The organism is Pseudoduganella violaceinigra DSM 15887, from assembly GCF_000425385.1.
GTDB classification, from domain to species: domain Bacteria; phylum Pseudomonadota; class Gammaproteobacteria; order Burkholderiales; family Burkholderiaceae_D; genus Rugamonas; species Rugamonas violaceinigra.
Genome location: NZ_KE384357.1, coordinates 302,096 through 325,065, shown reverse-complemented (window position 1 = coordinate 325,065; position 22,970 = coordinate 302,096). Strand labels below are relative to the sequence as shown.

Sequence of the window (22,970 nt, the reverse complement as noted above, 5' to 3'; positions counted from 1 at the left end):
ATGGGAAGCGCAAGCCTTACGCTGATGGCCGTGCCGCCGCTGGTGGCAAACGGCTGGAGGAATCGCCTCCTGGCGCTGGCGATGATGCTGTTCGCCGTCAGCTGCCTGGCGGTCGGCTCGCAGCAGGGCGGCGCCACACCGGTGCTCGAGCGCAGCGTCAAGGCGGCCTTCCTGTATAAATTCCTGGGCTATCTGGAGTTTTCTTCCGAGCCGGGCCCGACCCTGGTGGTCGGCGTGCTGGGGGCGGACGACGTCGCAGCCGAGCTGGCGCAGATCACCAGCGGGCGCACTGTCGGCAACCGTAACGTCAGCGTGCGCCGGCTGGCCGATGGCGATGCGCTGACCGGCCTGCAACTGCTGTTTGTGGGCGGCGACGCGAACCAGCCGGGCGCAGCGCTGCGCGCGGCCGAAAAAAATGGCACGGTCACGGTCACCGAGCAGGACGATGGTTTGCAAAGCGGCAGCGTGATCAATTTCCGCCTGGTCGAAGACCGCGTGCGCTTCGAGGTCTCGCTGCCGGCGGCGGAACGCTGTAATGTGCGCCTCAGTTCGCGATTATTGTCGGTGGCCTACCACGTACAGAAAGGCGGGCAGTGATGATGGCAACGGCGGCAGGATCAGTTCGCATCAAACTGATCCTGACGGCACTGGCGACCACCTTTGTGGCCCTGGTGGTGACCACGGTGGCGATGCTGGTGTACGACCTGAAAAGCTTCCAGCAGGGCTGGGTCGATGACTTGACCACGCAAGCGGAACTGGTGGCTACCGCCTCGGCGCCGGCCATTTCCTTCAACGACCCGCGCGCGGCGCAGCAGAACCTCGGCCTGCTGCGCGTGCGGCCGCAAATCCAGGCGGGCGCCATCTATACGGCCAACGGCGCCCTGTTCGCCTCTTATGCGCAAACGCCCGGCGAGCATCCGGTGTTTCCGCCCAGCCCTGGCCCGCTCGGCCACGCGATCGAAGGCGGCCATATGGTGGTGACCCATCCCATCCTCGACGCGGGCGAGCGCGTGGGGACGGTTTACCTGAGCGCGTCCTACCGCCTGCTGGACCGGGTGCAAAGCTACGCCTTGATCCTGCTGGGCGTGATGCTGGGCAGCCTGCTGCTGGCGGTCCTGGTCGCGCACCGGCTGCAGCAGGCCATCACGCGTCCGCTGCTGGCGGTGACCGATGTGGCGCGCGCCGTGATGCTGCGGCGCGACTATTCGCTGCAGGTGAGCGAGCGCGCCGCCGGCGAGATCGGCACCCTGGTCGACGCCTTCAACGATATGCTGGCCGAAATCGCGCGCCGTTCGAATGCGCTGCAGGATGCCAACCGCACGCTGGAGCACGAGATGACCGTGCGCCAGGGCGCGGAGCGGGCGCTGCTGCTGGCCGATCGGCGCAAGGATGAATTCCTGGCCACGCTGGCGCACGAGCTGCGCAATCCGCTGGCGCCGATCCGTACCGGCCTGGACATCATGCGCATCAATGCCAACGATCCGGTCGCCTGCGAGCGTGCGCGTTCCATCATGGAGCGCCAGCTGAAGCAGATGGTGCGCCTGGTGGACGATCTGCTGGATGTTTCGCGCATCAATACCGGCAAGCTGACCATCCGCCGCGAACAAGTCATGCTGCAGGATGTCGTCAACGATGCGCTCGAGCTGTCGCGCCCCTTCATCGCCGCCCAGGGACACACCCTGCATGTGCAGGTGCCGGAGCCGGCGGTCTACCTGGTGGGCGATGCCACGCGGCTGGCGCAGGTCCTGTCGAACCTGCTGCACAATGCCGCCAAATATACGGCGCGCGGCGGTTCCATTTCGCTCGAAGCGCAGGCCTGCGCGGGCCAGCTCGAGCTGCGCGTGCGCGATAACGGCATCGGCATCCCGGCGGCGCTGCTGAACGAGATTTTCGAAATGTTCATCCAGGCCGATTCCTCGCTGGAGCGCAGCACGGCGGGCCTGGGTGTCGGCCTGTCGCTGGCGCGCAAGCTGGTTGAACTGCACGGCGGCAGCATCCGCGCCGAAAGCGGCGGCGAAGGGCAGGGCAGCACCTTCACCGTGATGCTGCCCGTGCTGGCCGATGCCACGGTCGCCACTGCCGCGGCGCAAGCATTGCCGTCCGATGCGCGCCTGCACCGCATCCTGCTGGCGGACGACAATGTGGATTTCGTCAACGGCATCGGCGGCCTGCTGCGTTCCATGGGCCACCACGTGCATATTGCGCACGATGGCAAGCAAGCCCTGGTGGCGGCGGAAGGCTTCGCGCCGGAGTTCGCCTTCCTCGATATCGGCTTGCCCCAGCTAAACGGCTACGACCTGGCGCGCGCGCTGAAACGCTTGCCCGCGCTCAAACATACGGTGCTGGTGGCGGTGACGGGCTGGGGCCAGCAGAAGGACCGCCAGCAGGCTTTCGAGGCCGGCTTCCACCATCATCTGGTGAAGCCGGTCAGCATTGACCAGTTCCAGGAAATTCTCGCCCAAAGCGGCCCTTGATAAATGACGAATACGCCCGATCTGTTTAAACAGGCAATATTTATCGAGGAGTCACGCCATGCGAGCGCATATCACCCCCGACCCCGAATTCCCTCCGCCCGAACCGGAAAAAGACCCGCCGCCGGACGACCTGCCCAGGCCGGCCGAGCCGCCTATCGAGGAACCGGTGCCGAAACCCCCGCCGATGCAGGCTTGACGCCCGGTTCGGGCAAGGGCGGAATTTGGCGGATCTGTTCGTCGGTTTCCTGCTCGCCCGGCGTTTTCTCGCCGCTGCCGATGTCGGCCTCTTCAATGAATGGGCGGCCTTTTTCAGGCGGCGCCGGTGCTGGCTGCTCCATGATGGACCCTCCTTCCCGCCAGATGTTAGCAGTGCCCGCCAAGGGCTGTCGCTTGTTTTCTGAAAGGTAATAGGTGTTGCGTGAGGAAAATATATTTGTGGTTTTTGCGCCCCTGTCACATCCGCGTCACCATCAAGTTTCTATAATAGGTCATCGACTCTCGTTTTCCCCGTCGGAGGCCGCCATGGGCAACTCGCTGCACAATAAGATCTACCTCAAACGCCGTTTCGATCTGCACAGCCGCCGCCTCCAGGCGCTGGTGTGCGCGAGTGCCGTGACCGGGATGGTGCTGGTGTGGCTGGCCCTGCGCACGCTCAAGTAAGCTTGCCGCGCCCGCGGCGTGCGCGTACCATGATGGGTTGCAATTGCACCATCATGGAACACGAGCAATGAAAAACGAAAAACTGAGTACGGACGAATTCAACGCGCTGGACGAGATTGCCCGCGGCATCAAGGGCAGGCCCAGCGCTTGCGTCGGCCGCAACAGCAAACGCCTGTCGGGCATCAAGCTGATCAAATTTGAGCGCAGCGGCGCCATCATCCTCACCGATGCCGGCAAGCAGCAGCTCTTCCTGCGCCGCTGCATCATGGCGCTGCGCGCCCTGGCCGTGGCGCCGGGGCCCGTGGCGGACAAGGACGTGGCGCTCTTCCTCGGCAAGAAGTCGCATATCGCCGAAGCCGAAGGCGGCTTTGCCATTACCGAGAAGGGCCGCGAGTCGCTGGCCGACATCGACGCGCAAGGCCTGTAAGCGCCCATGTCCAGCCACCTGCTCAGCGAAGGCCAGCCCAGCCGCAGCGCGCTGATGGTGGCGCGGCTGCGGGCCGCCCACCAGTTGCTGGACGTCCCCGCCATTTTTGACGACCCCCTGGCCCTGCCGGTGCTGGGGCCGGAAGACTGCGTCCAGGTGCAGTCCAATGCCCGCACCTATGACGCCGGTTTCAGCCGCATCCTGCGCGCCGCGATGGCCGTGCGCAGCCGCTTTGCCGAAGACGAACTGGCGCGCGCCGCCGCGGCCGGCGTGCGGCAGTACGTGGTGCTGGGCGCGGGCCTGGATACCTTTGCCTGCCGGCGCCAGCATGACGCCGCGCTGCAGGTGTTCGAAGTCGACCATCCGGCCACCCAGGCCTGGAAGCGCCAGCTGCTGGCCGACAGCGCCATCGCCGTTCCCGACAGCCTGCGCTTCGTGCCCGTCGATTTCGAGCGCGACGCCCTGGCCGATGCGCTGCGGGGGGCCGGCTGCGACCTGGCGCAGCCGGTCTTCTTCTCCTGGCTGGGCGTCACCCTGTACCTGACCGAGGCGGCGATTTTCGAGACCTTGCGCCTGGTCGCCGGCCTGCCCGCCGGCAGTGGCATCGTCTTCGATTACGGGGTGCAGCCCGCGCTGCTGGACCCGATGGAAAAGGCCGGCGTCGAGTATTTTGCGCGCCGGTATGCCGAGCAAGGCGAACCTTGGTTGTCTTTTTTTGATCCTGCCGAGCTGTGCGCGCGGCTAAGAAAACTAGGTTTTTCCACAGTGCAAGATTTCGGGCGCAACGCCCTGGAAACCCGCTATTTTACTGGGCGCGACGATAATTTACGCCTCGGCGGCGGCACCCATTTAATGCTGTCCAGCAACTAAAGTGTTAAGATTTTTGGAATGTTTCTTCTACTGGTTGTAGTTTAGTTTCATGCTACCTTCCGATTCGGTTGTGCCCGATGCGGATCCCGCATTTGCATATGCTGGTTTCGCATATGGCACGGCCATTCTCTTTAAAACCAAAAGGAAGCAGAGAAATGACCATTCTGATTGAAACCACCCACATCCAAATCACCGACTCCACCGAGCCGGAATACCTGATGGACGACATGAGCGGCGCCCTGGCCGACGTCAGCGTCTCCTGCTGCACCTGCTCTTGCTCTTGCTGCTGCTAAACGGTTAAGTCCGGACACCGGCGCCCTTGCCTCGTGCAGCGGCGCCGGTGCGACGTTTTTTCTGAGATGGGTAAAAGAGAATGAGTGAGTCCCTATACATCTCGCCGCTGGCCGAAGTGACCACGCTGGGCGAAGACAAAATTGCCATTTCCGTTGTCGGGCGCCGTTTCACGGTGGAAGACCGGGTTGGCATCCTGAAAAGCATCCTGGCGGACGCCGCCCAAGGCGTGACGCTGAAAAAGCTGCTGGACGACCGCGCCGAGAGCTTCCCGCCGGAGGCGGTGGAAGCGGCGGTCAACGCCCTGGTCGATGCCAAGGTCCTGCTGAAGAACAACGGCCGCAACGGCGGCGAAGCGACCTTCCAGCACCTGCAGCACCGCCGCGAACAGGACGGCATGTCCGGCCCGGCGCAGCGCCCGCAGTACGACAAATCGAACTGGATCCTGGCCCTGGCCGGCACCGGCTCCTGCGCCGACGCGCTGGCCGCCTCGCTGGCGGGCCTGGGCGTGCCGGTGGAGCGCGTGGTGCGCGGCGGCCCGCTGCCCGACAAGGGCGAACGCCGCGCGTTGCTGCTGGTGGCCTCCGACTTCGACGATATCGCGCTGTTCCGCGACATGAACGCCACGGCGGTCGCCGCCGGCTGGCCGGCGCTGTTCGTCGGCATCGACTGGAACACCGTGCATTGCGGCCCGCTGGTGCTGCCGAAAGCCACCGGCTGCTACGAATGCTATTTCCACCGCGTGCGCGCCACCCGCAAATTCGTGGCGGAATTCGATATGCGCAGCAAATCGGAAAACATCCTGTACCACGCGCTGCCCAGCCAGCTGGCGGTGCAGTTCGGCGTGGCCGAAGCGTCGCGCGTGGCGCTGCAGTTCTTGTCCGGCACGCTGGAAGGCCTGCAGCAAAGCATGTTCAGCGAAATCGACAGCGCCAGCGGCGAGATCGTGCGCAGCCGCGTGCTGCGCCTGCCGCGCTGCCAGGTGTGCGGCACGGCCAGCACGGCGCGCCCGGTGGGCAGCGTGTTCCAGCAGGCGCTGTTGCGCCGTCGGGCTTAAGCCATGGAGCGCTTGTCCGACGCCGGCCATCTGGCCCTGGTGCACCAGGCCCTGGTCAACCGCCGCCACGGCATCATCACCACGCTGCTGGAGGAGACCGAGCATCCCGACGCGCGCGGCCTGTTCGTGTTCAACGCGCTGATGGTCGACATCAAGAGCATGATGATCGATCCGGCGCGCGGCAAGGCCAATAACCCCAATTCCGACCGCGCCAGCCTGGCCGGCTCCGGCGCCGCGTTCGACCGCACGTCCGCCATGTGGGCGGCCTTCGGCGAAGCGGTGGAGCGCTATGCGGCGGCGGCCCACTTCGACGACCAGGTGCTGTATGCCTCCCAGGACGCGCTGGGCGAGGCGGCGGTCGGTCCCGGCCAGTTCGTGCTGTTTACGCCCGAGCAGTATGTGGAGGGCTTCGAGTTCGCCCCCGACGACAGGTCCGTGGTGCGCGCCTGGGCGCCGGCCGCCGACCTGATGGATCCCGAGCGCGAGACCTATGTCCCGGCGCAGATGGTCTACCTCGGCATGCAGGTCAAGGACAAGCGCGAAATCGTCATGCAGTCCTCGTCCACCGGCCTGGCGACGGGCATGGACGAGGGCAGGGCGCTGCTGAGCGGCCTGTCCGAAGTGATCGAACGCGACGCCTTCGCCGCCATGTGGCAGATGCAATACGCGCCGCGCAAGCTGGTGGTGGCGCCGGCGACGATGGAGCGCCTGCTGTCCGGCGTGCGCCGCCAGCTGGCGCATCCGAGCCTGGACGTGCACCTGTGGGATATCAGCACCGATGTCGGCATGCCGGTGGTGCTGTGCCTGGCCCGCAGCCGCAACGACGGCACCATGTCGCTGGGCGCCAGCGCCCACGTCGACGTGGCGACCGCCATCAACAAGGCCGTGGTGGAAGCCTTCCACGGCTATTGCTGGGGCAGCTCGATCCTGTCGGCCGGCAACCCGCTGCCCGAGCGCGCCGCGATCCGCAATCCGGGCGACCATTTCGCCTACTTCCTGGAGCGCGAACGCCAGGGCGCGATGGACTTCCTGTTCACCAACGAGGCCACGATTTCGTCCGACCACCCGTCGCTGCACCAGCTCGCCAATATGGACGACCTGCTGGCGCGCCTGAAGTCGATGGGCTTGCGCGCACTGGCGGTGGATGTGACCTCCGGCGACGTGGCCAGCCTGGGCTTCTGCGTGCTGCGTGCCTTCGTGCCCGGCCTGCATCCGCTGCTGTTCGGCGACGGCATGCTGACCCGCGACGAGCGCCGCCTGCGCGTCATTGCCGCGCACTGGGGCCTGCCCGGCGTGCCTGAACCTAATCCCGATCCGCATCCATTCCCATGACCAAGACCCTCCAGGAATTGCTGCCGCCGCAGGCCATGGCGGGCCAGTTCGACATCGACGACCCGGCCGAGATCCTGCACGAGCAGACCAAGTTCCACCGCGCCACCTTGATGGGGCAGGTGAAGAACATTGTGCGCTTCCTGCGCCATCCGGCCTATATCGCGCGCGGCGCCGCCGGCTACAACGCCTTCCCGTCCTGCCCGGCTCTCGAACTGCCGGAGCCGCAGATGGCGCTGGGCGACCTGGCGCAGGCGCTGGAACTGCGCAAGAGCGCGCGCGCCTTCGCCCCAGCCATGACGCTGCAGGAGCTTTCCAGCCTGCTGCACCACGCGCTGCGCGTGCGGCGCCTGGCCAAGAGCGATATCGCGCCGCATGTGAAGCTGGCGTTCCGCTCCTATCCGTCCCCGGGCGGCCTGTATCCGACCGAGTTCTACTTCTTCCTGAATCATGTGGAAGGGGTGGCGCCCTGCATCGCCCATTACGATGCGCGCAACCACTTGCTGCGCGTGCTGAAGGCGCAGCAGGGCGACGCTTTCGGCAGCGCCGAGGTGAAGTCGGGCGAGTCCGGCGTCAAGGCGCCTGTGGTGTGCGTGATGACCAGCGTGCCGCAGCGCGCGACCGCCAAGTATGGCGCGCGCGGCTACCGCATGTCGCTGCTGGAAGCCGGCCACGCGTCGCAGAACCTGTGCCTGGCGGCGCAGGGCCTGGGGCTGGGCTCCCTGGTCTACGGCGCCTACTATGACGACGAACTGGCGGCCCTGCTGGATATCGACGGCGTCACCGAAACCGTGGCTTCGGTCATGCTGCTTGGCCGGGAATTGCCGCCCGCACCTGCCGCCAGCGAGGACGAATGAACGACACTCCGGGCTGGCAGGACAGCGAGTCGTGGCTGCGCGATGCCGCTGGCGCCGTGCTGCGCCTGGCCGCATCGGGCGATAGCGAAGGCGCCGCCCAGGCGCTGGAACGCCTGTTTGCGCTGCGCGGGCGCTTCCACGCTTACACCATTCTGCAGGACATGCTGGAAGGCCGCCGCGCCTGGCGCGCCGCCGGCAGCGTGTACGTGCTGGGCGGACAGGAACTGCCGCCGGCGCTGCTCAAGAATTTCGACGAGGCGGTCGCCAGCTGCGCCGCCTTCCTCGGCCTGCCGCCTCCGTGCATCCTGCTGCAGTGCGTGCCTTCCGAGCGCGACCTGCACCTGACCATGGAGAGCCTGCCGGGGCTGGCGCTGGTGCGCCTGTCCACCCAGTCGGAAGGGTTTGCCGACGGCCTGCGCGCCGTGGTGTTCCATGAAGTGGCGCACTGCTTCCTGACTTGCGGCGTGCGCCTGCTCGATGAGGGCTTGGCGCAGCTGTTCGCCAACCGCTTCGGCGGCGCCACGCCTTTGCCCCAGCGCCCCGAGCTGGCGCCTCCGCTGCGCGCCATGCTGTCGCGGGACGGCGACGCCATGTTCGGCGCCGCCGCCGGCGCCAACCTGGACGTCTACCGTGCCGCCTGCCGCGTCGGCGCCGACCTGCTGGCGGCGGTTGACGCGCAAGGCGGCAGCGGTGCGGTCGTGTCGCTGTTCCGCGCCGTCGCGCGCGCGCCATCGGATGCGCGCATTGCCGAACTGGCGGGGCAGGCCAGCGGCCTGCCGATCGAGGCGGCGCCGGCCGTGGCCGACGCGGCGCAGACCGGCGCACTGGTCACGCAGGTGCAGGAAGCCATTTTCGCGGCCTGGGTCAGCAAGAACGCCGGCGACCTGGATGCCGGCATCGCCATGCTGGAGGCGGAAGCTGTCTTCGCCCAGCCGGCGCTGCTGGATATCCTGCTCAGCGCCCGCCTGAACCAGGCGCTGCTCCACGTGCACGGCGGCGCCAAGCTGCCGGCCGAGCAGGAAGCCCGCATCGACGCCTTGCTCAAGGCTGCCGACATCCTGCCGCCGGGCCGGCAATGGCTGTGGCGCGGTGTGCGCGCCATTCTCGCCATCCTGCTGGCGCAACCGAACATCATCAAGGTTGCCACGGCCGGGCAGAACGCCCTGCACGCCTTCGGCAAGGCGCAGGAGCTGATTGCCGGCGACCCCGACCTGCTGATCCACCACGCTTCGCTGCTGCTGCATGCCCCGCCGAACTACGGCGGGGACCGCGACCGCGGCGCAGGCATGCTGCGCGAGGCCATGCAGCACCCGCTGTACCGCGCCCATGCCCGCGAAATGATGCTCGATAACGACATCGATCCGGGCGATGAAGCGCTGGAGATTGCGGCCGACAGCGTCGCCGACGCGGTTGAAGACGTGGCGGCGGTCCTGGCGCCCGTGATGCTTGCGGCGGCCGGCATCGAATTGAAACTGCCGTCGGGCTTCCTGCTGCAGCCTGGCGACTTCCTGCTGCGGCAAGGCGAGCGCGTGGCGCTGGTCGGCCCGAACGGCAGCGGCAAGACCGTGCTGCTGGAGTCCTTGCTGGGACTGCGTCCGCCTGAGCGCGGCCAGGTCCGGCTGGCGATCGGCGACCCGCGCGATGCGCAAGTACGGCAACAGCTGGGCGGCCTGCTGCAAGGCGCCGACCTGCCGGGCCAGATGCGCGTGAGCGAGATCATGGCCATGCATGCAACGATGTACCGCCGTACCGAAGCCGCGGTGACGCGCGCCCTCGGCATGGAGGAACTGCGCGCCCGCATGTGGCAGCAGCTGTCGCGCGGCCAGAAGCAGCGCGTCATGCTGTGGCTTGCGCTGTCCCATGTGCCTGGCCTGGCCTTGCTGGACGAGCCGACGCTGGGCCTGGACGAATGGCACGCGCGCGCCCTGCGCGATCTGCTGGCCAAGCTGCCGCTTACCGTGCTGCAGATTTCCCATATCCCGGCCGACCTGCTCGGGATGGACCGCATCCTGTGCATGGAGCGCGGCAAGATCGTCGACGGCGGCACGCTGGATGAACTGCTGTCGCGCCGCGTCGGCCGCTTCAAGGCCCGTATCGGCCAGGCGCTGCCCGACGATGTGCAGCAGGCCATGCGCGCGCTGCCGGCGCTGCTGCATGCCGAACCGGCCCAGGATGGCTGGTCGCTGCATGGCGGGCCGGAATTCGACGTTGGATTCCGCCGCTTCATCGACCAGCACGCAATCGCAAACTTCGGCCTCGAAGCGTCGACCATCGAAGACTTCCTGGCCCACCTTGCCAAAGGCGAAACCGCATGAAGATCCTGCTGCACCTGGTGCGCGCCGACCTGGCGCTTTTCCTGCGCGGGCGCCTGGCCCTGTTCTGGACCTTTGCTTTCCCGCTGCTGATGTTGATGATGCAGATGGCCCTGTTCGGGCAGGAAGCGAAACTGGGCCCGGTGACGCTGGTCGTCCACGATATGGACCACAGCGCCGACAGCGCAGCCTACGCCCGCGAACTGACGCGCGGCCTGCGTCTGCAGAACAGCGTTGTGTTCCGCCTGATCGACCCCGCGCCGGGCGTCAAGCCCGATCTGGAACTCAGCATCCCCGCCGGCTTCGCACAGGCCGTCAGGGAAGGGCGCAGCACCGAAATGAAGCTGGAGACGGCCCTGGCGGCCGGCCCCACGCTGGAAGCCAGCTACGGCATGCTGCGCGGCTTCAGCGACGCCTATAACCTGGGCGGCCTGCATGACGCGCCGCGCGTGGTCATGCCGATGCCGCCTGCACCCGCCGCCGCGATCGACTACAAACTGTTCCTGGTCAGCGGCCTGGCCGGCCTGGTCATCCTGTCCACCAGCCTGATGGGCTTTGCCGCCCCCCTGGTCGCCGCGCGCGAAGGCGGCATGTTCCGCCTGTATCAGCTGTTCCCCATGCCGACCGGCGTGGTGGTGCTGGCCTGGTGCCTTTCGCGCCTGGTGGTGATCGTGCTGGCCAGCGCCGCCATGTTTGCCGTGGCCTGGGCCGTGTACGGCGTGCGGTTGGGCGCCGGCGCTTCGGGAATCGCGGCGGCCGGCGGCATGCTGGCCTTGGGCTGCGCAGCCTTCCTCGCACTAGGGCTGCTGCTGGCGTCGGTCAGCCGCAGCGTGGCCGGTGTTACCATGCTGAGCAACCTGCTGTACTTCCCGCTGCTGTTCTCCGGTAACCTGATGATCCCGCTGGGCGGCTTGCCGCCGCTGCTGCGCGATACCCTGGAATTCCTGCCGCTGAACGCCATGATGGCGAGTATCCGCCGTGCCCTGACGGGCGGCATGAGCTGGCAGGGAGACGCCTACAGCATCACCATCCTGGCCGCGATGATGACGGCATGCCTGCTGCTGGCCGTGCGCCGCTTCGGCTGGACGCCGCGCGACCAGCACTGAAAGAGGAGGATTGATTGAAGAAGACGCACATCCTGATCCTGGCCGGCTTGCTGGCGCTGGGCGCCGCCGCTGCCTATGCGGTGGGCGGGCGTCAGCCGGTTGCCGTCGGCGCCGCGACGCTGCATGTCACCCTGGGTGGCGTGGCAGGGCAGAAGGGCGCGCTGATGGGGGCCATCTGCAACCGCGAGTCCTTCCTGAAGCAGTGCCAGTATTTTGCGGTCCAGCAGGCGGGCGCGCCGCATGAGTTGAACTTCACCGGCATTGCGCCGGGCAGCTATGCCGTCATGGTCTACCACGACGAAAACAACAATGGAAAGCTGGACAAGGCCGCCAGCGGCATGCCGCTGGAGGGCTACGGCTTCTCCCGCAATGCGCGCGGCCATTGGGGCCCGCCGAACTTCGACGATGCGCGTTTCGACATCAAGCCGGGCGCCAACGCTATCGCACTGGACATGGTGTACTGATGGCGCCAGTGGTCGACGTACGGCAGGTCAGCAAGCATTACCGGCGCGGCGAAGAGCAGATCGCCGCGCTCGACGCGGTGTCTTTCCGCGTCGATCAGCCATCGGTGGTGGCGATTGCCGGCCCTTCCGGCAGCGGCAAAAGCACCTTGCTCGGCATGCTGGCGCGTTTCGAGCAGCCTGACAGCGGCAGCATCCACCTCGACGGCGCGGCGCTGGACTCCCTGGCGGAGCACGAACTGGATGCCTTCCGCAGCAGCAAGCTTGGCTTTGTCTTCCAGCACTTCAACCTGGTCGGCACGCTGACGGCGCAGGAGAACGTGGAACTGGCACTGGCCACCAGCGCATTGCCGAAGCAGGAACGGCGCAAGGCGGCCGGCGACATGCTGGCGCTGGTGGGCATGGCGCAGCGCCTCGGGCACACGCCGGCGCAACTGTCCGGCGGCCAGCAGCAGCGCGTGGCGATCGCGCGCGCCCTGGTCCGGCGGCCCAAACTGGTGATCGCCGACGAACCGACCGGCAACCTCGATAGCAAGACGGCCCAGCAGATGCTGGAGCTGGTCGACCGGCTGCACCGCGACCTGGGCACGACCTTCATCATCGCCACCCACGACCAGCGCGTGATGGACATGGCAGGCCAGGTGTTGCGCCTGGAAGACGGCAAGGTGGCGGCATGACGCAATGGCTGGTGCTGGCGCATCGCAACGTACTGCGCAACGGCCGCCGTTCGCTGCTGTTGGGCGGAACAATCGCCGTCGGCGCGCTGGCCTTGCTGCTGTTCGCCGCCTATATCGCCGCCTCCTTGGAAGGACTGCGCGAAAGCACGATCCGCGGCGGCCTGGGGCACGCGCAGGTCACTGCCGTGCCGCCGGCGGACGGCTACACGGAGCAGCAGCTGCAATACGGCCTGGATGCCGACGAACGCGCCCGCGTCGAAGCCGTGCTGGCGCGGAACGACGGCGTGCGCCGCATCGCGCCGCGCCTGCAGTTCAGCGGCCTGGTGTCCAACGGGCCGCGCACCCTCAATTTTGAGGCGCAAGGGGTCGATCCCTTGCGCGAGCGGCAGGCCTACGGCGCCTTCCAGTTGCTGGCGGAAGGCGAACCGCTGCGCGCGGGCGGGGAGGGCCGCTACCAGGCCCTGATCGGCAAGGAAATGGCGCGCCGCCTGGGCGTGAAACCTGGCCAGTCGCTGACCCTGATGACCACCACCGTGCAGGGCAGCGTGAACGCCATGGACGTCGACGTGGCGGGCATCATCGCCACCGGCGTGCCGGAACGCGACCTGTACACCCTGCAGCTGCCGATCGAAACGGCGCAGGAGCTGCTGCGCACGAAAAAAATCTCCAGCCTGTCCGTGCTGTACCAGGACACGGCGGGCGCCGACGCGCTGTCCGCCAGCCTGGCGCAGAGGCTGGGCGCCAAGGTGCGCCTGGCGCGCTGGCAGGAACTGGCTCCCCTGTACCCGCAAGTGATGGCGCTGTTCCGCAACCAGTTCATCGTATTCGGCGCCATCATCGGCCTGATCGTGTTCCTCGGCGTGGCGGCGATGACGCTGGCCACCATCTATGAACGCAGCAAGGAAATCGGCACCCTGCGCGCGATGGGCATCCCGCAGGCCATGGTGCGGCGCCTGTTCATGTTCGAAGGGCTGCTGCAGGGCGCTTTCGGCGCGCTCGCTGGCGGTGTCGCGGCATGGCTGGCGACCGTTGCCATCAACGCCGCCGGCATCGAACTGGCGCCGCCGCCGGGCCGCAATGTTGGCGTCCCACTGCACCTGCTGTGGCTATTCCAGCCAAGCATCGTGATCATGGCCATGCTGCCGCTGGTCGCCATGATGGCGGCCTGGCTGACCAGCCGCCGTATCGGCCGCATGCCTGTAAAAGCCATACTGACCTCGAATTAAGCCATGCTGAAACCAATCCTGATCCTGATGATGATTGCCGGCGCCGCGCAAGCGTCCGTTCCGAATGCCGCCGAAATCCTGCAGCAGGTCGACCAGTACCGTATGCCGGTCAACAGCTTCGAAGCGAACGTCCGCATCGAAGCGGGCAAGGAGCAGGAGCCCGGAACCTATGTGATCCGCGGCGCCAACTACAACCAGGTGCTGGTGGAGGCGACCAGCGTCGACCAGCGCGGCCAGAAATTCCTGACCACCGACAGCGGCCTGTTTTTCTACGCGCCGCGCACGCGCCGCGCGATCCGCCTGACGCCGCTGCAAACCTTGCTTGGCAAGGCGAATATCGGCGACCTGTCGCGCATCCGCTTCAGCCACGACTACGACGCCACGGTGCTTGAAGGCGACACCGACGGCTGCCCCGCCAAGTCCTGCGTTGCGCTGGAACTGCGCAGCCGCAATGACGCCGCCACCTATGCGAAGATCACGCTGCTGGCCGCGCGCCAGGACGGCCGCTACGTGCCGCTCAAGGCCATGCTGTACGTGGCCAGCGGCAAACTGCTGAAGATCGCCACCTTCGACGCCGCCAAAGGCGGCCTGCCGCCGACCACCCGCTATGCCGATCCGCAGCAACCGGGCGAGGAAACCCGCGTGGTATTCGAAAAGGTCAAGGCGGCGGAATTCCCCGCCAATATGTTCAATCCGCGCACCCTCGAGCAATGAAGGGGCTGCAATGCCTGCCGCTGGCATTCGCCGTTGCGGCGCCGTGCGCGGCAAGCGAAGACTGGACCGGCGGCTTCGCGCTCGGCGCGCAGGAGCGCACTATCCTAGGGGATTCACCGCTTAACCGCGACAACTTCCTGGCAATCCCCGGCACCGGCACGCGCGCCGTCGGCTTGCTGGAAGGCCGCCTGCAGGATGTCACGTGGCGGGTGCGGACCGAAGCCCTGCGCACCGAAACACAGCAGACGGACGCGCGTGATGTGCACACGCACGGCAAGGTCACGCTGCAGGAGCTTAACCGCGTCTTCGACCTCAGCGAAGCGGTGGACGGACTGTCCCTATCGCTCGGCAAGCGCCTCTACTCGCTCGATCCCTCCTACATCAACCAGCCGCTCGGCTTCCTGCAGAAACGCACGGACCTGAGCGACCCGCTCGACACCCTCGGCAACGCCGAAGGCATCCCGATGGCGGTGCTGGGGTGGAGCGGCGCGCGCGCCAGCGCCGCGGCACTGCATGCGCGCCAGGCGGGCGGACGCGTGCAATCGATCCTCAAGCTGGGCTACGAATTCGACGCCGCCAGCGTCAGCGTACTGGTACGCCGGGCGCATGGCGCCCACGCAGGCGTCGGCGCCACCGTCAGCTCCGCCCCCGCCAATGCCCTGTCCTGGTACGCTTCCGCCTACCGCAATGGCGGCGACGCCGCCTACACGCGCGCCACCGCCGGAGTGATCCTGACACCGCGTCTGCTGCCCAAACTGCAGCTGGAATATTCCTACAATGGCCAGGGCATGGCGGATGCGGAATACGATGCGCTGCGCGTGCAGGCCGAATCCATGTTGCCGCCCTATGCACTGGCGCAATTGGCGGCGCGCCTGCCAAGCCTGGGCGCCAGGCAGCACTATGCCAGCGTCACGCTGTCGCAAACGGCTGGTTCATGGGATATTAGCGGCGGCGCCTATATGGGCCTGGAAGACAAGAGCAAGGTATGGCACGGCCAGGCCGACTTCGCCATCAATGCCCGGACACACCTGATGCTGTCGATGATGCGGCAGCAAGGCGCAGCAGACAGCGAGCGCGCCCTCTCCCCCGTGAAAGAAACCCTCGCCCTGCGCCTGCGTCATGCATTTTGAAAGCCGGAGCTGACCCCGGCTTTTATTATGGTTGGAAGCCGTCGGCGGTGATGTCGAGCGTCGTTACTTCGCCGTATTTGGCGGCGATCTTGCCGATCTCGGCGGCTTTGCCCACCAGGACCATCTGCAGGTTCTTGCGCGGGAAGTGCTTGTCGACCAGCTGCTTGGCGCGTTCCGGCGTCAGGCTGTCGACGTCTTTCATGAAGTTGTCGATCTGGCTGCGGCTCACATCATTCGCGTACATGTCGCCCAGCAGGGATGCCAACTGCTCGCTGGTTTCATAGCGCGGCGGGAACTGGCCTTTCACGTAGGCTTTGGCCGAGTCCAGCGTGGCTTGGTCGATGCCCTTGCTCCATAGGCGGTCGTAGGTCTTCAGGGCCAGGTCCAGCGCCGCTTCCGTTTTCGGCAGGGCGGTGAAGCTGGAGATCGAGAAAGTGCCGGTCTGCGACAGCGTGCCGAAACTCGAATTGGCGCCGTAGGTCAGGCCCGAGTTCACGCGCAGCTCGTCGTTCAGCCAGGAGGTGAAGCGCCCGCCCAGCACGGTGTTCAGCACCTGCAGCGGCACGTAGTCCGGATCGTTGCGGGCGATGCCGGGGCCGCCGATCACAAAGGTGGTCTCGATGGCGTCGGATTTGTTCACCAGCCATACGCGGGCCTTGTCGGCATGCACCTTGCCGTAGTCGGCGCGCTGCGGGGCCGGGCCTTCCGCCTGCCATTGGCCGAACAGGCTTTCCACTTTGCGGCGCATCTCGGCGGGGTCGAAGTCGCCGACCACGATCAGGGCGGCGTTGTCGGGGCGGAAGTAGCGCTTGTGGAAGGTTTTCACGTCGTCCTGCTTGAGGGCGGACAGGCTGTTGACCGTGCCCGATGGCGGGTTGGCGTAGGCGGCATTCCCGAACAGCATCGAGCGGTAGTAGGTGCCGACCACCTGGCGCGGGCTTTCCTTGGCCTGTTTCAGGCCGTTGACTTTGCGCGCGCGCAGCTTGTCCAGTTCCGCCGCGTCGAAGCTCGGCTCCTGCACCAGTTCCGCGAACAGGGGCAGCAGGGTGTCGGTGTCCTTGCGGGCGAAGTTGGTGGCGACCATCGATTGCTCGACGCTGCCGCCGCCGGCCAGGGCCGCGCCGCGGAAGTCGAAGGCCTGGTCGATCTGGGCCTTGGTATGTTTGGCGGAGCCGAGCAGCACGCCGTCGCCGGTCAGGTTGGCCAGGCCGGCCTGCGCGCCATCGTTGACGGCGCCGGCTTTCACGACGGCGCGCACGGCGACTAGGGGCACGTCGTGGCGCTCCATCAGGTAGACGGTCAGGCCGTTCGGCAGCTTGGCGGTTTCGAACGCGGGCAGCTTGAATTCGGCGGCGTGCGCAGAGGCGGCGACGGCGCCGGTCAAGGCGATAGAAAACAGTTTCTTCATCAATCAGTCCTCCTTCGCAGCCAGCACGCCGATGGTGCGCTGCGATTTCTTCAGGTACTTGGCGGCGACCGCCTGGATATCGGCCACGGTCAGCTTTTCGTAGGCGGCCGGGGCGTCGAAGGCCTTCCGGTAGTCGCCGTTGAAGACTTCATAGTTGCCCAGCATTTGCGCCTTGCCGTTAATGGTTTCCTGCATGCGGTAGATGCCCAGCAGCTTGGCGTTCTTGACTTTCTGCAGCTCTTCGTCGCTGACGCCATCCTTGGCCACCTGGTCGATCGCTTCCAGCATGGCTTTTTCGACCTTGGCCGTTTCCACGCCGGCGGCGGCCACGGTCATCAAGTACAGCAGGCCGGGATCGAAGCCTTCGCTGCTGCCGGCGTTGACGCTGGTTGCCAGCTGGGTTTCCACCAGGGCTTTGTACAGGCGCGAAGTCTTGCCTTCGGTGAGCACCGCCTGCAGCACGTCCAGTGCGTAGGCTTCGGGGGCGGCCCTTTCCGGCACTTTGTAGGCCACGATCAGGTTGGCCGAGGTGGCGGATGGCTTGGCGACGAACAGGCGGCGTTCGCCTTTCTGCTCCGGTTCGACGGTGCGCACGGCCGGCGGCGCCGCGCGTTTCGGGATGCCGCCGAAATACTTGGTGGCCAGCTTTTTCACGTCGTCGGCCTTGACGTCGCCGACGATGACGGACACGGCGTTGTTCGGCGCGTAGTAGGTGCGGAAATAGTTCTGCAGGTCCTGCTGGGTCCATGCCTTGATATCCGATTCCCAGCCGATGGTCGGAATCGCATAGGGGTGGGCCACGAAAGCGACGCTGTCCAGGTCCTGCATCAGCATCTGCATATTCGAGTTTTCCAGGCCGGTGCTGCGCTCGGACAGCACGACGCCGCGTTCGCTCTCCACCATTTTAGGATCGATCGACAGGTGGGCGATGCGGTCGCCTTCGAGTTTGAAAATCGTTTCCAGCGACGATGCCGGGAACCAGTCCTGGTACACGGTCACATCGTTGTTGGTGTAAGCGTTATTGGCGCCGCCGCTGGCTTCCATCGTACGGTCGAACATTTTGGGACCGTAGTTTTTCGAGCCGTTGAACATCATGTGTTCGAAGAAGTGCGACAGGCCGGTGATGCCGGGCGCTTCATTGCGCGAGCCGACCTTCCAGAACGTGTACATATTGGCGTTCGGGATGGAGGAGCTCTCCAGCACGATGAACTTCATGCCGTTGTTGAGCGTGAAGGTCTTGACCTGCTCGGCCGTCAGCGCGGCCTGGGCGTACGAGGCGGCCGCATAGCCCAGCAGCGCCGCCAATAATTTCAACTTCATTGGTATTCCTTTCCCTGAAAGAAGCTGGCGAAAGAATACTTTATCCATGGCGAAAATGCTAATTTTTCAGGAGCGGGTAGAATGGGGCAAGGAGTCCCTATTTAATGAACCCGCGGAACGCGCCTGCAAAGGCTGAGCAGGACAAGGCAAGCGCGCTGTTTCCGCTGATCGGCATCGGTGCGTCGGCCGGCGGCCTGCAGGCGCTGCAGCGCCTGCTGCCCGGACTGCCGTCCGAGCCCGGGCTGGCCATCGTGGTCATCATGCACTTGCCGGCGGACCTGCCCAGCCACCTGGCCGAGGCGCTGCAGCGCTGCAGCAAGATGCCTGTGCTGCAGGTGACCGAGCATCCGACCGAAGTACGGCCCAACCACGTGTACGTGATCGCCCCCGGTACCCTGCTCAAGATGGAAGGACGCTTCCTGATCATCGACAAGGCGGGCGCCCGCGGCGCCGCGCCGCGCGCCATCGACCATTTCCTGCATTCGCTGGCGCTGTCGCACCGGCAACTGGCGCTGGGCGTCCTGCTGTCGGGCATGGGCTCGGATGGCTGCGCCGGCCTGGCGGCCGTGCGCGCACAGGGCGGCGCCGCCGTCGTCCAGTTGCCGCAGGATGCGCAGCACCCCGCGTTGCCGCAGGCCGCCGTCGATGCCGGCCAGGCCGACGCCGTGCTGCCGGCGGGCGAGATCGCGCCGCGCCTGCTGGCGCTGGCCGCGGCGCGCCGCGGCGCGGCGCCGGAGGAGGGCGAGGCGCAGGCCGTGCAGGATGTGCTGACCATTGTCAACGAGCGTACCGGCCATGACTTCCGCAACTACAAGCGGCCCACCATCTTGCGCCGGCTGGAGCACCGCCTGTTGCAGTACGGCGCGCACAGCGTGGCCGAATACCGTGCGCTGCTGGTGCACGACGGCGCCGAGGCGGCCCAGTTGATGCACGACCTGCTGATCGGGGTGACCGGATTTTTCCGCGATCGCCAGGCCTTCGAGCGTTTGCGCGAGGTGGCCTTGCGCGCCATGCTGGACGCGCGTGCCAAGGGCGAGATGCGGGCCTGGGTCGCGGCCTGCTCGACCGGGCAGGAAGCCTATTCCCTGGCCATCATGCTGGCGGATATCGCGCGTATCATGCCACGCGCGCCGCGGATCCATATCTTCGCCTCCGATGTCGACGAGCAAGCCTTGGCGGTGGCGCGCGCCGGGCTGTATCCCGAGGCGATCCGGGACGAAGTCCCTGCGGCCAGCCTGGAACGCTATTTCGAGCATGCCGGCGGGCAGTACCGGGTACGGCAGCCGCTGCGCGAGATGATTACCTTCGCCAGCCATAACCTGTTGCGCGATCCCCCCTTTGCCGGCCTGGACCTGGTCAGCTGCCGCAATTTCATGATTTACCTGGACCGCTCGAAGCAAAAGGAACTGCTGCAGCACTTGCATTTCGGCCTGGGCGGCGCCGGCTACCTGTTCCTGGGCAACGCCGAAACGGCCGGCACCATGCCCGAATTGTTTGCGCCGGTCGACCGCACCCACCGCATCTACCGGGCGCACAGCGTGCAGTCCCGCTGGCCCGGGTCTGCGCCCGGCTACGCGGCGCCGCCTGAGCGTGCGGCACCGCCGGCCTCGATGGACGAGATGCGCGACCGCCTGGCGGTGGCGGAGATCGGTTGCGAGCAGATGCAGTCGAATAATGAGGAGCTGACCACCATCAATTCCGAACTGAAGGCGCGGCTGGCCGATTCCAGCATGGCGAACGATGACTTGAACAACATGATCGCATCGGTGGACCTGGCGACCGTGTTTGTGGATCCGGCCCTGGTGGTGTGGCGTTTTACTCCGCGCGCCGCCGGCATCTTCAATCTGATCCCGCGCGATGTGGGCCGCAGCCTGCTCGATATCACGCACCGCCTGCACTATCCGGAGCTGGCGCGCGACGTGGCGCATGCCTTGGACCACTTGCAGCCGCTCGAGCGCGAAGTGCCGGGCACCGACGGCCGCCATTTCATGGTGCGCGTGCGGCCTTACCGCACCGCCGAGGACGTCATCATCGGCGCCGTGCTGACCTTCTTCGACATCAGCCAGCGCCGCGCGGAGGACGAGTCGGCGCGCGCCGTCGCCAGCGACCAGGAATTCCAGCTGAGCCTGGGGGACGCCTTGCGCCCGCTGGCCGACCCGATGGCCTTGCTGGCCTTGGGTTGCCGCCTGCTGGGCGAGCGCCTTGCGGTGCCGCGCCTGGCCTATGCGGACATTCGCGCCGGCCGCTATGCCGCCCTGCCCGGCCATGCGTCAGGCGCCGCGCCGCTGCAGGGCGAGGGCGCGGTGGACGCGCTCGGCGCGGCGGTGCTGGTGCGCTGGAGTGCCGGCGAAGCGGTGGCCGAGCCGGACCTTGCGTGCGGCGCGGCGCGCGGGGGAGGCTTGGCGGCCATGGCCGGCGGCAGTGGCGCACTGCTGGGCGCGCTCTGCCGCAAGGGCCAGCGCTGGCTCGGCTTCTTCCTTGCCTGCCAACCGTCGGCACGCGAATGGACGCCGGCCGAAGCGGCGCTGTTCGCGGAATCGACGGCGCGCATCGGCGCGGCGTTCGAGCGGGCGCGCGCGCAGGCCGGCTTGCTGGCTAGCGAAACGCGCCTGCGCGCGCTGCTGCACGGCCTGGCGCAATCATGCTGGGAAACCGACGGCGCCGGGCAGGTGGTGGACGGTTCGGCCGGCTGGCAGGCCCGCACCGGGCAGGCCCCGGGCGAGTCGCTGGGCGAAGGCTGGCTCGACGCCGTCCATCCCGACGACCGCGCCGGCCTGCGCCATCTGTGGCGCGACGCGGTGCGCCATGGCGCGGCGCTGGACGCCGAAGTGCGCCTGCATAGCCCCGGCGGCGCCTGGCCGCGGGCCAGCGTGCTGGCCATGCCGCTGCGGGACGCAGTGGGCGATGTGGAAAAATGGTTTGGCTGCAGCATCGATTCCGCCGAGCACGCTGTTCCGCCATCGGGTAGGATATAGCCATTGACAACTCTCCTGCATGGCGATGGAAAACACGCAGCACTGGTCGGCGCACGAGCTGACAATGACGGTCCTGATGACCCCCGATATGGCCAACTTCTCCGGCAATGTGCACGGCGGGGCGATCCTGAAGCTGCTGGACGGCGTGGCCTATGCCTGCGCCAGCCGCTATTCCGGCAGCTATGTGGTGACGCTGTCGGTGGACCAGGTGATGTTCCTGCAGCCTATCCATGTGGGCGAACTGGTGACCTTCCTGGCGTCGGTCAATTACACCGGTAGCAGCTCGATGGAGGTGGGCATCCGGGTGGTGGCGGAAAATATCCAGCAGCGCCTGGTGCGCCACGCCAACAGCTGCTACTTCACGATGGTGGCGGTGGACCAGGACCGCAAGCCGCAGGCCGTGCCGGCGCTGGTGCCGCAGACCCCGGAGCAGGTGGCGCGCTGGGACCAGGCGAAGCGGCGCAAGGCGGCGCGCCAGCAAGTGGCGGCTGCGGCGAAGAAGAATTAAAGCGGCTTAAACCGCGCGGCGGTGGGTAGGATAGACCAGGGTGCGCATCGCAATCGGATGCGGCACGCCCATCGCGAACAGGAATTCGGCGGCGCGCCGCAGGCCCACTTCGGGCAGGGCGGCGACAGCCTGGTTGATGATATCGCGCGTGCGGTGATCAATGCGCACTTGCTGGCGATGCAGGTCGACGCTGTTCATGATCATGTTCCTCTCCTTCAGGCGCGCTGCCGGCGTGGGGCGGCGCTGTTTAGCTTCTTGCTGCCACGCAATAACCCTCACGGCATCAGGAATTACCAATAGCTCCGATTCTACGCCTGGCAAGGCGTAACGGTGCTTAAATTCCTTGCAAATCGCTCTTGCGCAGGCGGGCGACGGTGTAAATTGCCAACAGGCGGTTGGCCAGGCCAAAACCCAGGCCCGGCGTCGGGCTGCCCCAGGCGGCCACGCGGCGCTGCATGGCGCTGGCGGGAGCGCCGGGCGCGCGTCCCGGGCGGACGGCGAACAGGATGTGGTTGTTGCCGGCGATGCCCGTGAACTGGCAGATGCGGTCGTGGAAGGCATTGGCCAGGCGCACCAGCACGCTGCGGTATTTGGGGTCGTAGTTGAAGACATTGGCGGCCAGCACGCCGTCCGGGCGCAGGGCGCGGCGGCAGTCGGCGTAGAAGTGGTCGGTCGCCAGGGCGCCCGGCAAGCCGTCGGCGTCGAAGCCATCCACCAGCAGCACGTCGGCGCTATCCTTCAGTTCGCGCATATACTGGGCCGCATCGCACTGGATGACGCGGAAGCGCGCATCGTCCGGCGGGATGGCGAAGCGCTCGCGCAGGGCAATGACATCGGCCCGCAATTCCAGTACCGTGATGCGGGTGCGGGGCAGGTAGCGGTAGCAGAATTTGGCCAGGGAGCCGCCGCCCAGGCCCACCATGACGATATGTTCGGGGTGCGGTTTGAACAGGACGAAGCACATCATGGCGCGCGCATAGGCCAGCACCAGGGCGTCCGGGTCGGCCGGGTCCATCTGGCTCTGGACCTCGCCTGGCGTGAATTCCAGCGTCAGGCGGCCGCGCCGGCGGCGGACCAGGGGACGATGCTCATGTGCTGGCGTCATGTTTGTCAACTTGTTACGAACCGTAATGATCTGATAAGCTGCCGAACGGCGGTCTCCACCCCA

23 protein-coding genes are annotated in these 22,970 nt (G+C 66.7%); 18 read left to right on the top strand and 5 right to left on the bottom strand.

Annotated features, from left to right (window positions below; genetic code table 11):
• Together H597_RS0121150 and H597_RS33480 are read left to right on the top strand one after the other, a co-directional pair.
• Positions 1-597: a TOL_0243 family YfiR-like periplasmic protein gene (locus H597_RS0121150; RefSeq protein ID WP_083941213.1), complete on the top strand. Its 597-nt coding sequence runs from the start codon at positions 1-3 to the stop codon at positions 595-597.
• Positions 597-2,474, top strand: a complete 1,878-nt coding sequence (locus H597_RS33480) for a sensor histidine kinase, YfiR-like protein-associated (RefSeq protein ID WP_051293978.1) — start codon at positions 597-599, stop codon at positions 2,472-2,474. Before H597_RS0121150 ends, H597_RS33480 begins: the two co-directional genes overlap by 1 nt.
• A gap of 152 nt (positions 2,475-2,626) precedes the next feature.
• Here H597_RS33480 and H597_RS35025 read toward each other — a convergent pair whose 3' ends face one another.
• Complete coding sequence (locus H597_RS35025) at positions 2,627-2,812, bottom strand: hypothetical protein (protein ID WP_035374847.1); 186 nt, start codon at positions 2,810-2,812, stop codon at positions 2,627-2,629.
• A gap of 184 nt (positions 2,813-2,996) precedes the next feature.
• On the opposite strand from H597_RS35025, the gene H597_RS35515 reads away from it, so the two are divergent.
• The 14 genes from H597_RS35515 (at position 2,997) to H597_RS0121070 (ending at position 15,591) form a co-directional block, all read left to right on the top strand.
• Positions 2,997-3,134 (top strand): hypothetical protein, encoded by a 138-nt coding sequence (locus H597_RS35515; RefSeq protein WP_169433295.1) that lies wholly within the window; start codon positions 2,997-2,999, stop codon positions 3,132-3,134.
• Between the two features lie 67 nt (positions 3,135-3,201).
• A complete protein-coding gene (locus H597_RS0121130; RefSeq protein ID WP_028103877.1) occupies positions 3,202-3,561 on the top strand; it encodes a hypothetical protein in 360 nt (119 codons plus the stop codon).
• A gap of 6 nt (positions 3,562-3,567) precedes the next feature.
• The gene (locus tag H597_RS0121125) at positions 3,568-4,431 is read left to right on the top strand and encodes a class I SAM-dependent methyltransferase (RefSeq protein ID WP_028103876.1); all 864 of its coding nucleotides are present in this window, start codon (positions 3,568-3,570) and stop codon (positions 4,429-4,431) included.
• A 155-nt stretch (positions 4,432-4,586) separates the two neighbouring features.
• Positions 4,587-4,724, top strand: a complete 138-nt coding sequence (locus tag H597_RS35020) for a hypothetical protein (protein WP_154668206.1) — start codon at positions 4,587-4,589, stop codon at positions 4,722-4,724.
• Positions 4,725-4,804: 80 nt separating this feature from the next.
• Complete coding sequence (locus H597_RS0121115; protein ID WP_028103875.1) at positions 4,805-5,779, top strand: TOMM precursor leader peptide-binding protein; 975 nt, start codon at positions 4,805-4,807, stop codon at positions 5,777-5,779.
• Positions 5,780-5,782: 3 nt separating this feature from the next.
• Complete coding sequence (locus H597_RS0121110) at positions 5,783-7,111, top strand: YcaO-like family protein (RefSeq protein WP_028103874.1); 1,329 nt, start codon at positions 5,783-5,785, stop codon at positions 7,109-7,111.
• Positions 7,108-7,965, top strand: coding sequence for a SagB/ThcOx family dehydrogenase (locus H597_RS31895; protein WP_051293977.1), 858 nt, complete (start codon positions 7,108-7,110; stop codon positions 7,963-7,965). Before H597_RS0121110 ends, H597_RS31895 begins: the two co-directional genes overlap by 4 nt.
• Positions 7,962-10,280, top strand: a complete 2,319-nt coding sequence (locus tag H597_RS33475) for an ABC transporter ATP-binding protein (protein ID WP_051293976.1) — start codon at positions 7,962-7,964, stop codon at positions 10,278-10,280. Before H597_RS31895 ends, H597_RS33475 begins: the two co-directional genes overlap by 4 nt.
• The gene (locus tag H597_RS0121095) at positions 10,277-11,383 is read left to right on the top strand and encodes an ABC transporter permease (protein WP_028103873.1); all 1,107 of its coding nucleotides are present in this window, start codon (positions 10,277-10,279) and stop codon (positions 11,381-11,383) included. The genes H597_RS33475 and H597_RS0121095 overlap by 4 nt, the downstream gene beginning before the upstream one ends.
• A gap of 14 nt (positions 11,384-11,397) precedes the next feature.
• Positions 11,398-11,847: a DUF2141 domain-containing protein gene (locus H597_RS0121090; RefSeq protein WP_051293975.1), complete on the top strand. Its 450-nt coding sequence runs from the start codon at positions 11,398-11,400 to the stop codon at positions 11,845-11,847.
• Positions 11,847-12,521, top strand: a complete 675-nt coding sequence (locus tag H597_RS0121085; RefSeq protein ID WP_035374846.1) for an ABC transporter ATP-binding protein — start codon at positions 11,847-11,849, stop codon at positions 12,519-12,521. Before H597_RS0121090 ends, H597_RS0121085 begins: the two co-directional genes overlap by 1 nt.
• Positions 12,518-13,747, top strand: coding sequence for an ABC transporter permease (locus tag H597_RS0121080; RefSeq protein WP_028103870.1), 1,230 nt, complete (start codon positions 12,518-12,520; stop codon positions 13,745-13,747). Before H597_RS0121085 ends, H597_RS0121080 begins: the two co-directional genes overlap by 4 nt.
• Positions 13,748-13,750: 3 nt before the next feature.
• Complete coding sequence (locus H597_RS33470) at positions 13,751-14,461, top strand: outer membrane lipoprotein-sorting protein (RefSeq protein WP_051293974.1); 711 nt, start codon at positions 13,751-13,753, stop codon at positions 14,459-14,461.
• Positions 14,458-15,591 carry a hypothetical protein gene (locus H597_RS0121070; RefSeq protein ID WP_028103869.1) on the top strand — a complete coding sequence of 378 codons (1,134 nt, stop codon included), beginning with the start codon at positions 14,458-14,460 and terminating at the stop codon, positions 15,589-15,591. The genes H597_RS33470 and H597_RS0121070 overlap by 4 nt, the downstream gene beginning before the upstream one ends.
• 25 nt (positions 15,592-15,616) lie before the next feature.
• Here the strand turns inward: H597_RS0121070 and H597_RS31880 are convergent, their stop codons facing one another.
• Complete coding sequence (locus H597_RS31880; protein ID WP_051294028.1) at positions 15,617-16,999, bottom strand: M16 family metallopeptidase; 1,383 nt, start codon at positions 16,997-16,999, stop codon at positions 15,617-15,619.
• Positions 17,000-17,002: 3 nt separating this feature from the next.
• Complete coding sequence (locus H597_RS0121060; protein WP_028103868.1) at positions 17,003-18,319, bottom strand: M16 family metallopeptidase; 1,317 nt, start codon at positions 18,317-18,319, stop codon at positions 17,003-17,005.
• 104 nt (positions 18,320-18,423) lie between these two features.
• Between H597_RS0121060 and H597_RS0121055 the strand changes: the two genes are divergently transcribed.
• Positions 18,424-21,294, top strand: a complete 2,871-nt coding sequence (locus H597_RS0121055) for a CheR family methyltransferase (protein WP_028103867.1) — start codon at positions 18,424-18,426, stop codon at positions 21,292-21,294.
• A gap of 25 nt (positions 21,295-21,319) precedes the next feature.
• Positions 21,320-21,802 (top strand): acyl-CoA thioesterase, encoded by a 483-nt coding sequence (locus H597_RS0121050; protein WP_028103866.1) that lies wholly within the window; start codon positions 21,320-21,322, stop codon positions 21,800-21,802.
• 6 nt (positions 21,803-21,808) lie between these two features.
• Here H597_RS0121050 and H597_RS0121045 read toward each other — a convergent pair whose 3' ends face one another.
• Positions 21,809-22,006, bottom strand: coding sequence for a hypothetical protein (locus H597_RS0121045; protein ID WP_028103865.1), 198 nt, complete (start codon positions 22,004-22,006; stop codon positions 21,809-21,811).
• A gap of 130 nt (positions 22,007-22,136) precedes the next feature.
• Positions 22,137-22,907 (bottom strand): spermine/spermidine synthase domain-containing protein, encoded by a 771-nt coding sequence (locus H597_RS0121040; protein WP_035374845.1) that lies wholly within the window; start codon positions 22,905-22,907, stop codon positions 22,137-22,139.
• Positions 22,908-22,970 lie beyond the last annotated feature (63 nt).

Coding starts and splice junctions, on each gene's coding strand:
- H597_RS0121050 (WP_028103866.1), top strand. CDS start 21,320: ATGGAAAACACGCAGCACTGGTCGGCGCACGAGCTGACAATGACGGTC.
- H597_RS0121040 (WP_035374845.1), bottom strand. CDS start 22,907: ATGACGCCAGCACATGAGCATCGTCCCCTGGTCCGCCGCCGGCGCGGC.
- H597_RS0121070 (WP_028103869.1), top strand. CDS start 14,458: ATGAAGGGGCTGCAATGCCTGCCGCTGGCATTCGCCGTTGCGGCGCCG.
- H597_RS0121060 (WP_028103868.1), bottom strand. CDS start 18,319: ATGAAGTTGAAATTATTGGCGGCGCTGCTGGGCTATGCGGCCGCCTCG.
- H597_RS0121130 (WP_028103877.1), top strand. CDS start 3,202: ATGAAAAACGAAAAACTGAGTACGGACGAATTCAACGCGCTGGACGAG.
- H597_RS33475 (WP_051293976.1), top strand. CDS start 7,962: ATGAACGACACTCCGGGCTGGCAGGACAGCGAGTCGTGGCTGCGCGAT.
- H597_RS0121045 (WP_028103865.1), bottom strand. CDS start 22,006: ATGATCATGAACAGCGTCGACCTGCATCGCCAGCAAGTGCGCATTGAT.
- H597_RS0121110 (WP_028103874.1), top strand. CDS start 5,783: ATGGAGCGCTTGTCCGACGCCGGCCATCTGGCCCTGGTGCACCAGGCC.
- H597_RS33470 (WP_051293974.1), top strand. CDS start 13,751: ATGCTGAAACCAATCCTGATCCTGATGATGATTGCCGGCGCCGCGCAA.
- H597_RS35515 (WP_169433295.1), top strand. CDS start 2,997: ATGGGCAACTCGCTGCACAATAAGATCTACCTCAAACGCCGTTTCGAT.
- H597_RS0121095 (WP_028103873.1), top strand. CDS start 10,277: ATGAAGATCCTGCTGCACCTGGTGCGCGCCGACCTGGCGCTTTTCCTG.
- H597_RS0121085 (WP_035374846.1), top strand. CDS start 11,847: ATGGCGCCAGTGGTCGACGTACGGCAGGTCAGCAAGCATTACCGGCGC.
- H597_RS0121080 (WP_028103870.1), top strand. CDS start 12,518: ATGACGCAATGGCTGGTGCTGGCGCATCGCAACGTACTGCGCAACGGC.
- H597_RS35020 (WP_154668206.1), top strand. CDS start 4,587: ATGACCATTCTGATTGAAACCACCCACATCCAAATCACCGACTCCACC.
- H597_RS31895 (WP_051293977.1), top strand. CDS start 7,108: ATGACCAAGACCCTCCAGGAATTGCTGCCGCCGCAGGCCATGGCGGGC.
- H597_RS33480 (WP_051293978.1), top strand. CDS start 597: ATGATGGCAACGGCGGCAGGATCAGTTCGCATCAAACTGATCCTGACG.
- H597_RS0121150 (WP_083941213.1), top strand. CDS start 1: ATGGGAAGCGCAAGCCTTACGCTGATGGCCGTGCCGCCGCTGGTGGCA.
- H597_RS35025 (WP_035374847.1), bottom strand. CDS start 2,812: ATGGAGCAGCCAGCACCGGCGCCGCCTGAAAAAGGCCGCCCATTCATT.
- H597_RS0121055 (WP_028103867.1), top strand. CDS start 18,424: ATGAACCCGCGGAACGCGCCTGCAAAGGCTGAGCAGGACAAGGCAAGC.
- H597_RS31880 (WP_051294028.1), bottom strand. CDS start 16,999: ATGAAGAAACTGTTTTCTATCGCCTTGACCGGCGCCGTCGCCGCCTCT.
- H597_RS0121115 (WP_028103875.1), top strand. CDS start 4,805: ATGAGTGAGTCCCTATACATCTCGCCGCTGGCCGAAGTGACCACGCTG.
- H597_RS0121125 (WP_028103876.1), top strand. CDS start 3,568: ATGTCCAGCCACCTGCTCAGCGAAGGCCAGCCCAGCCGCAGCGCGCTG.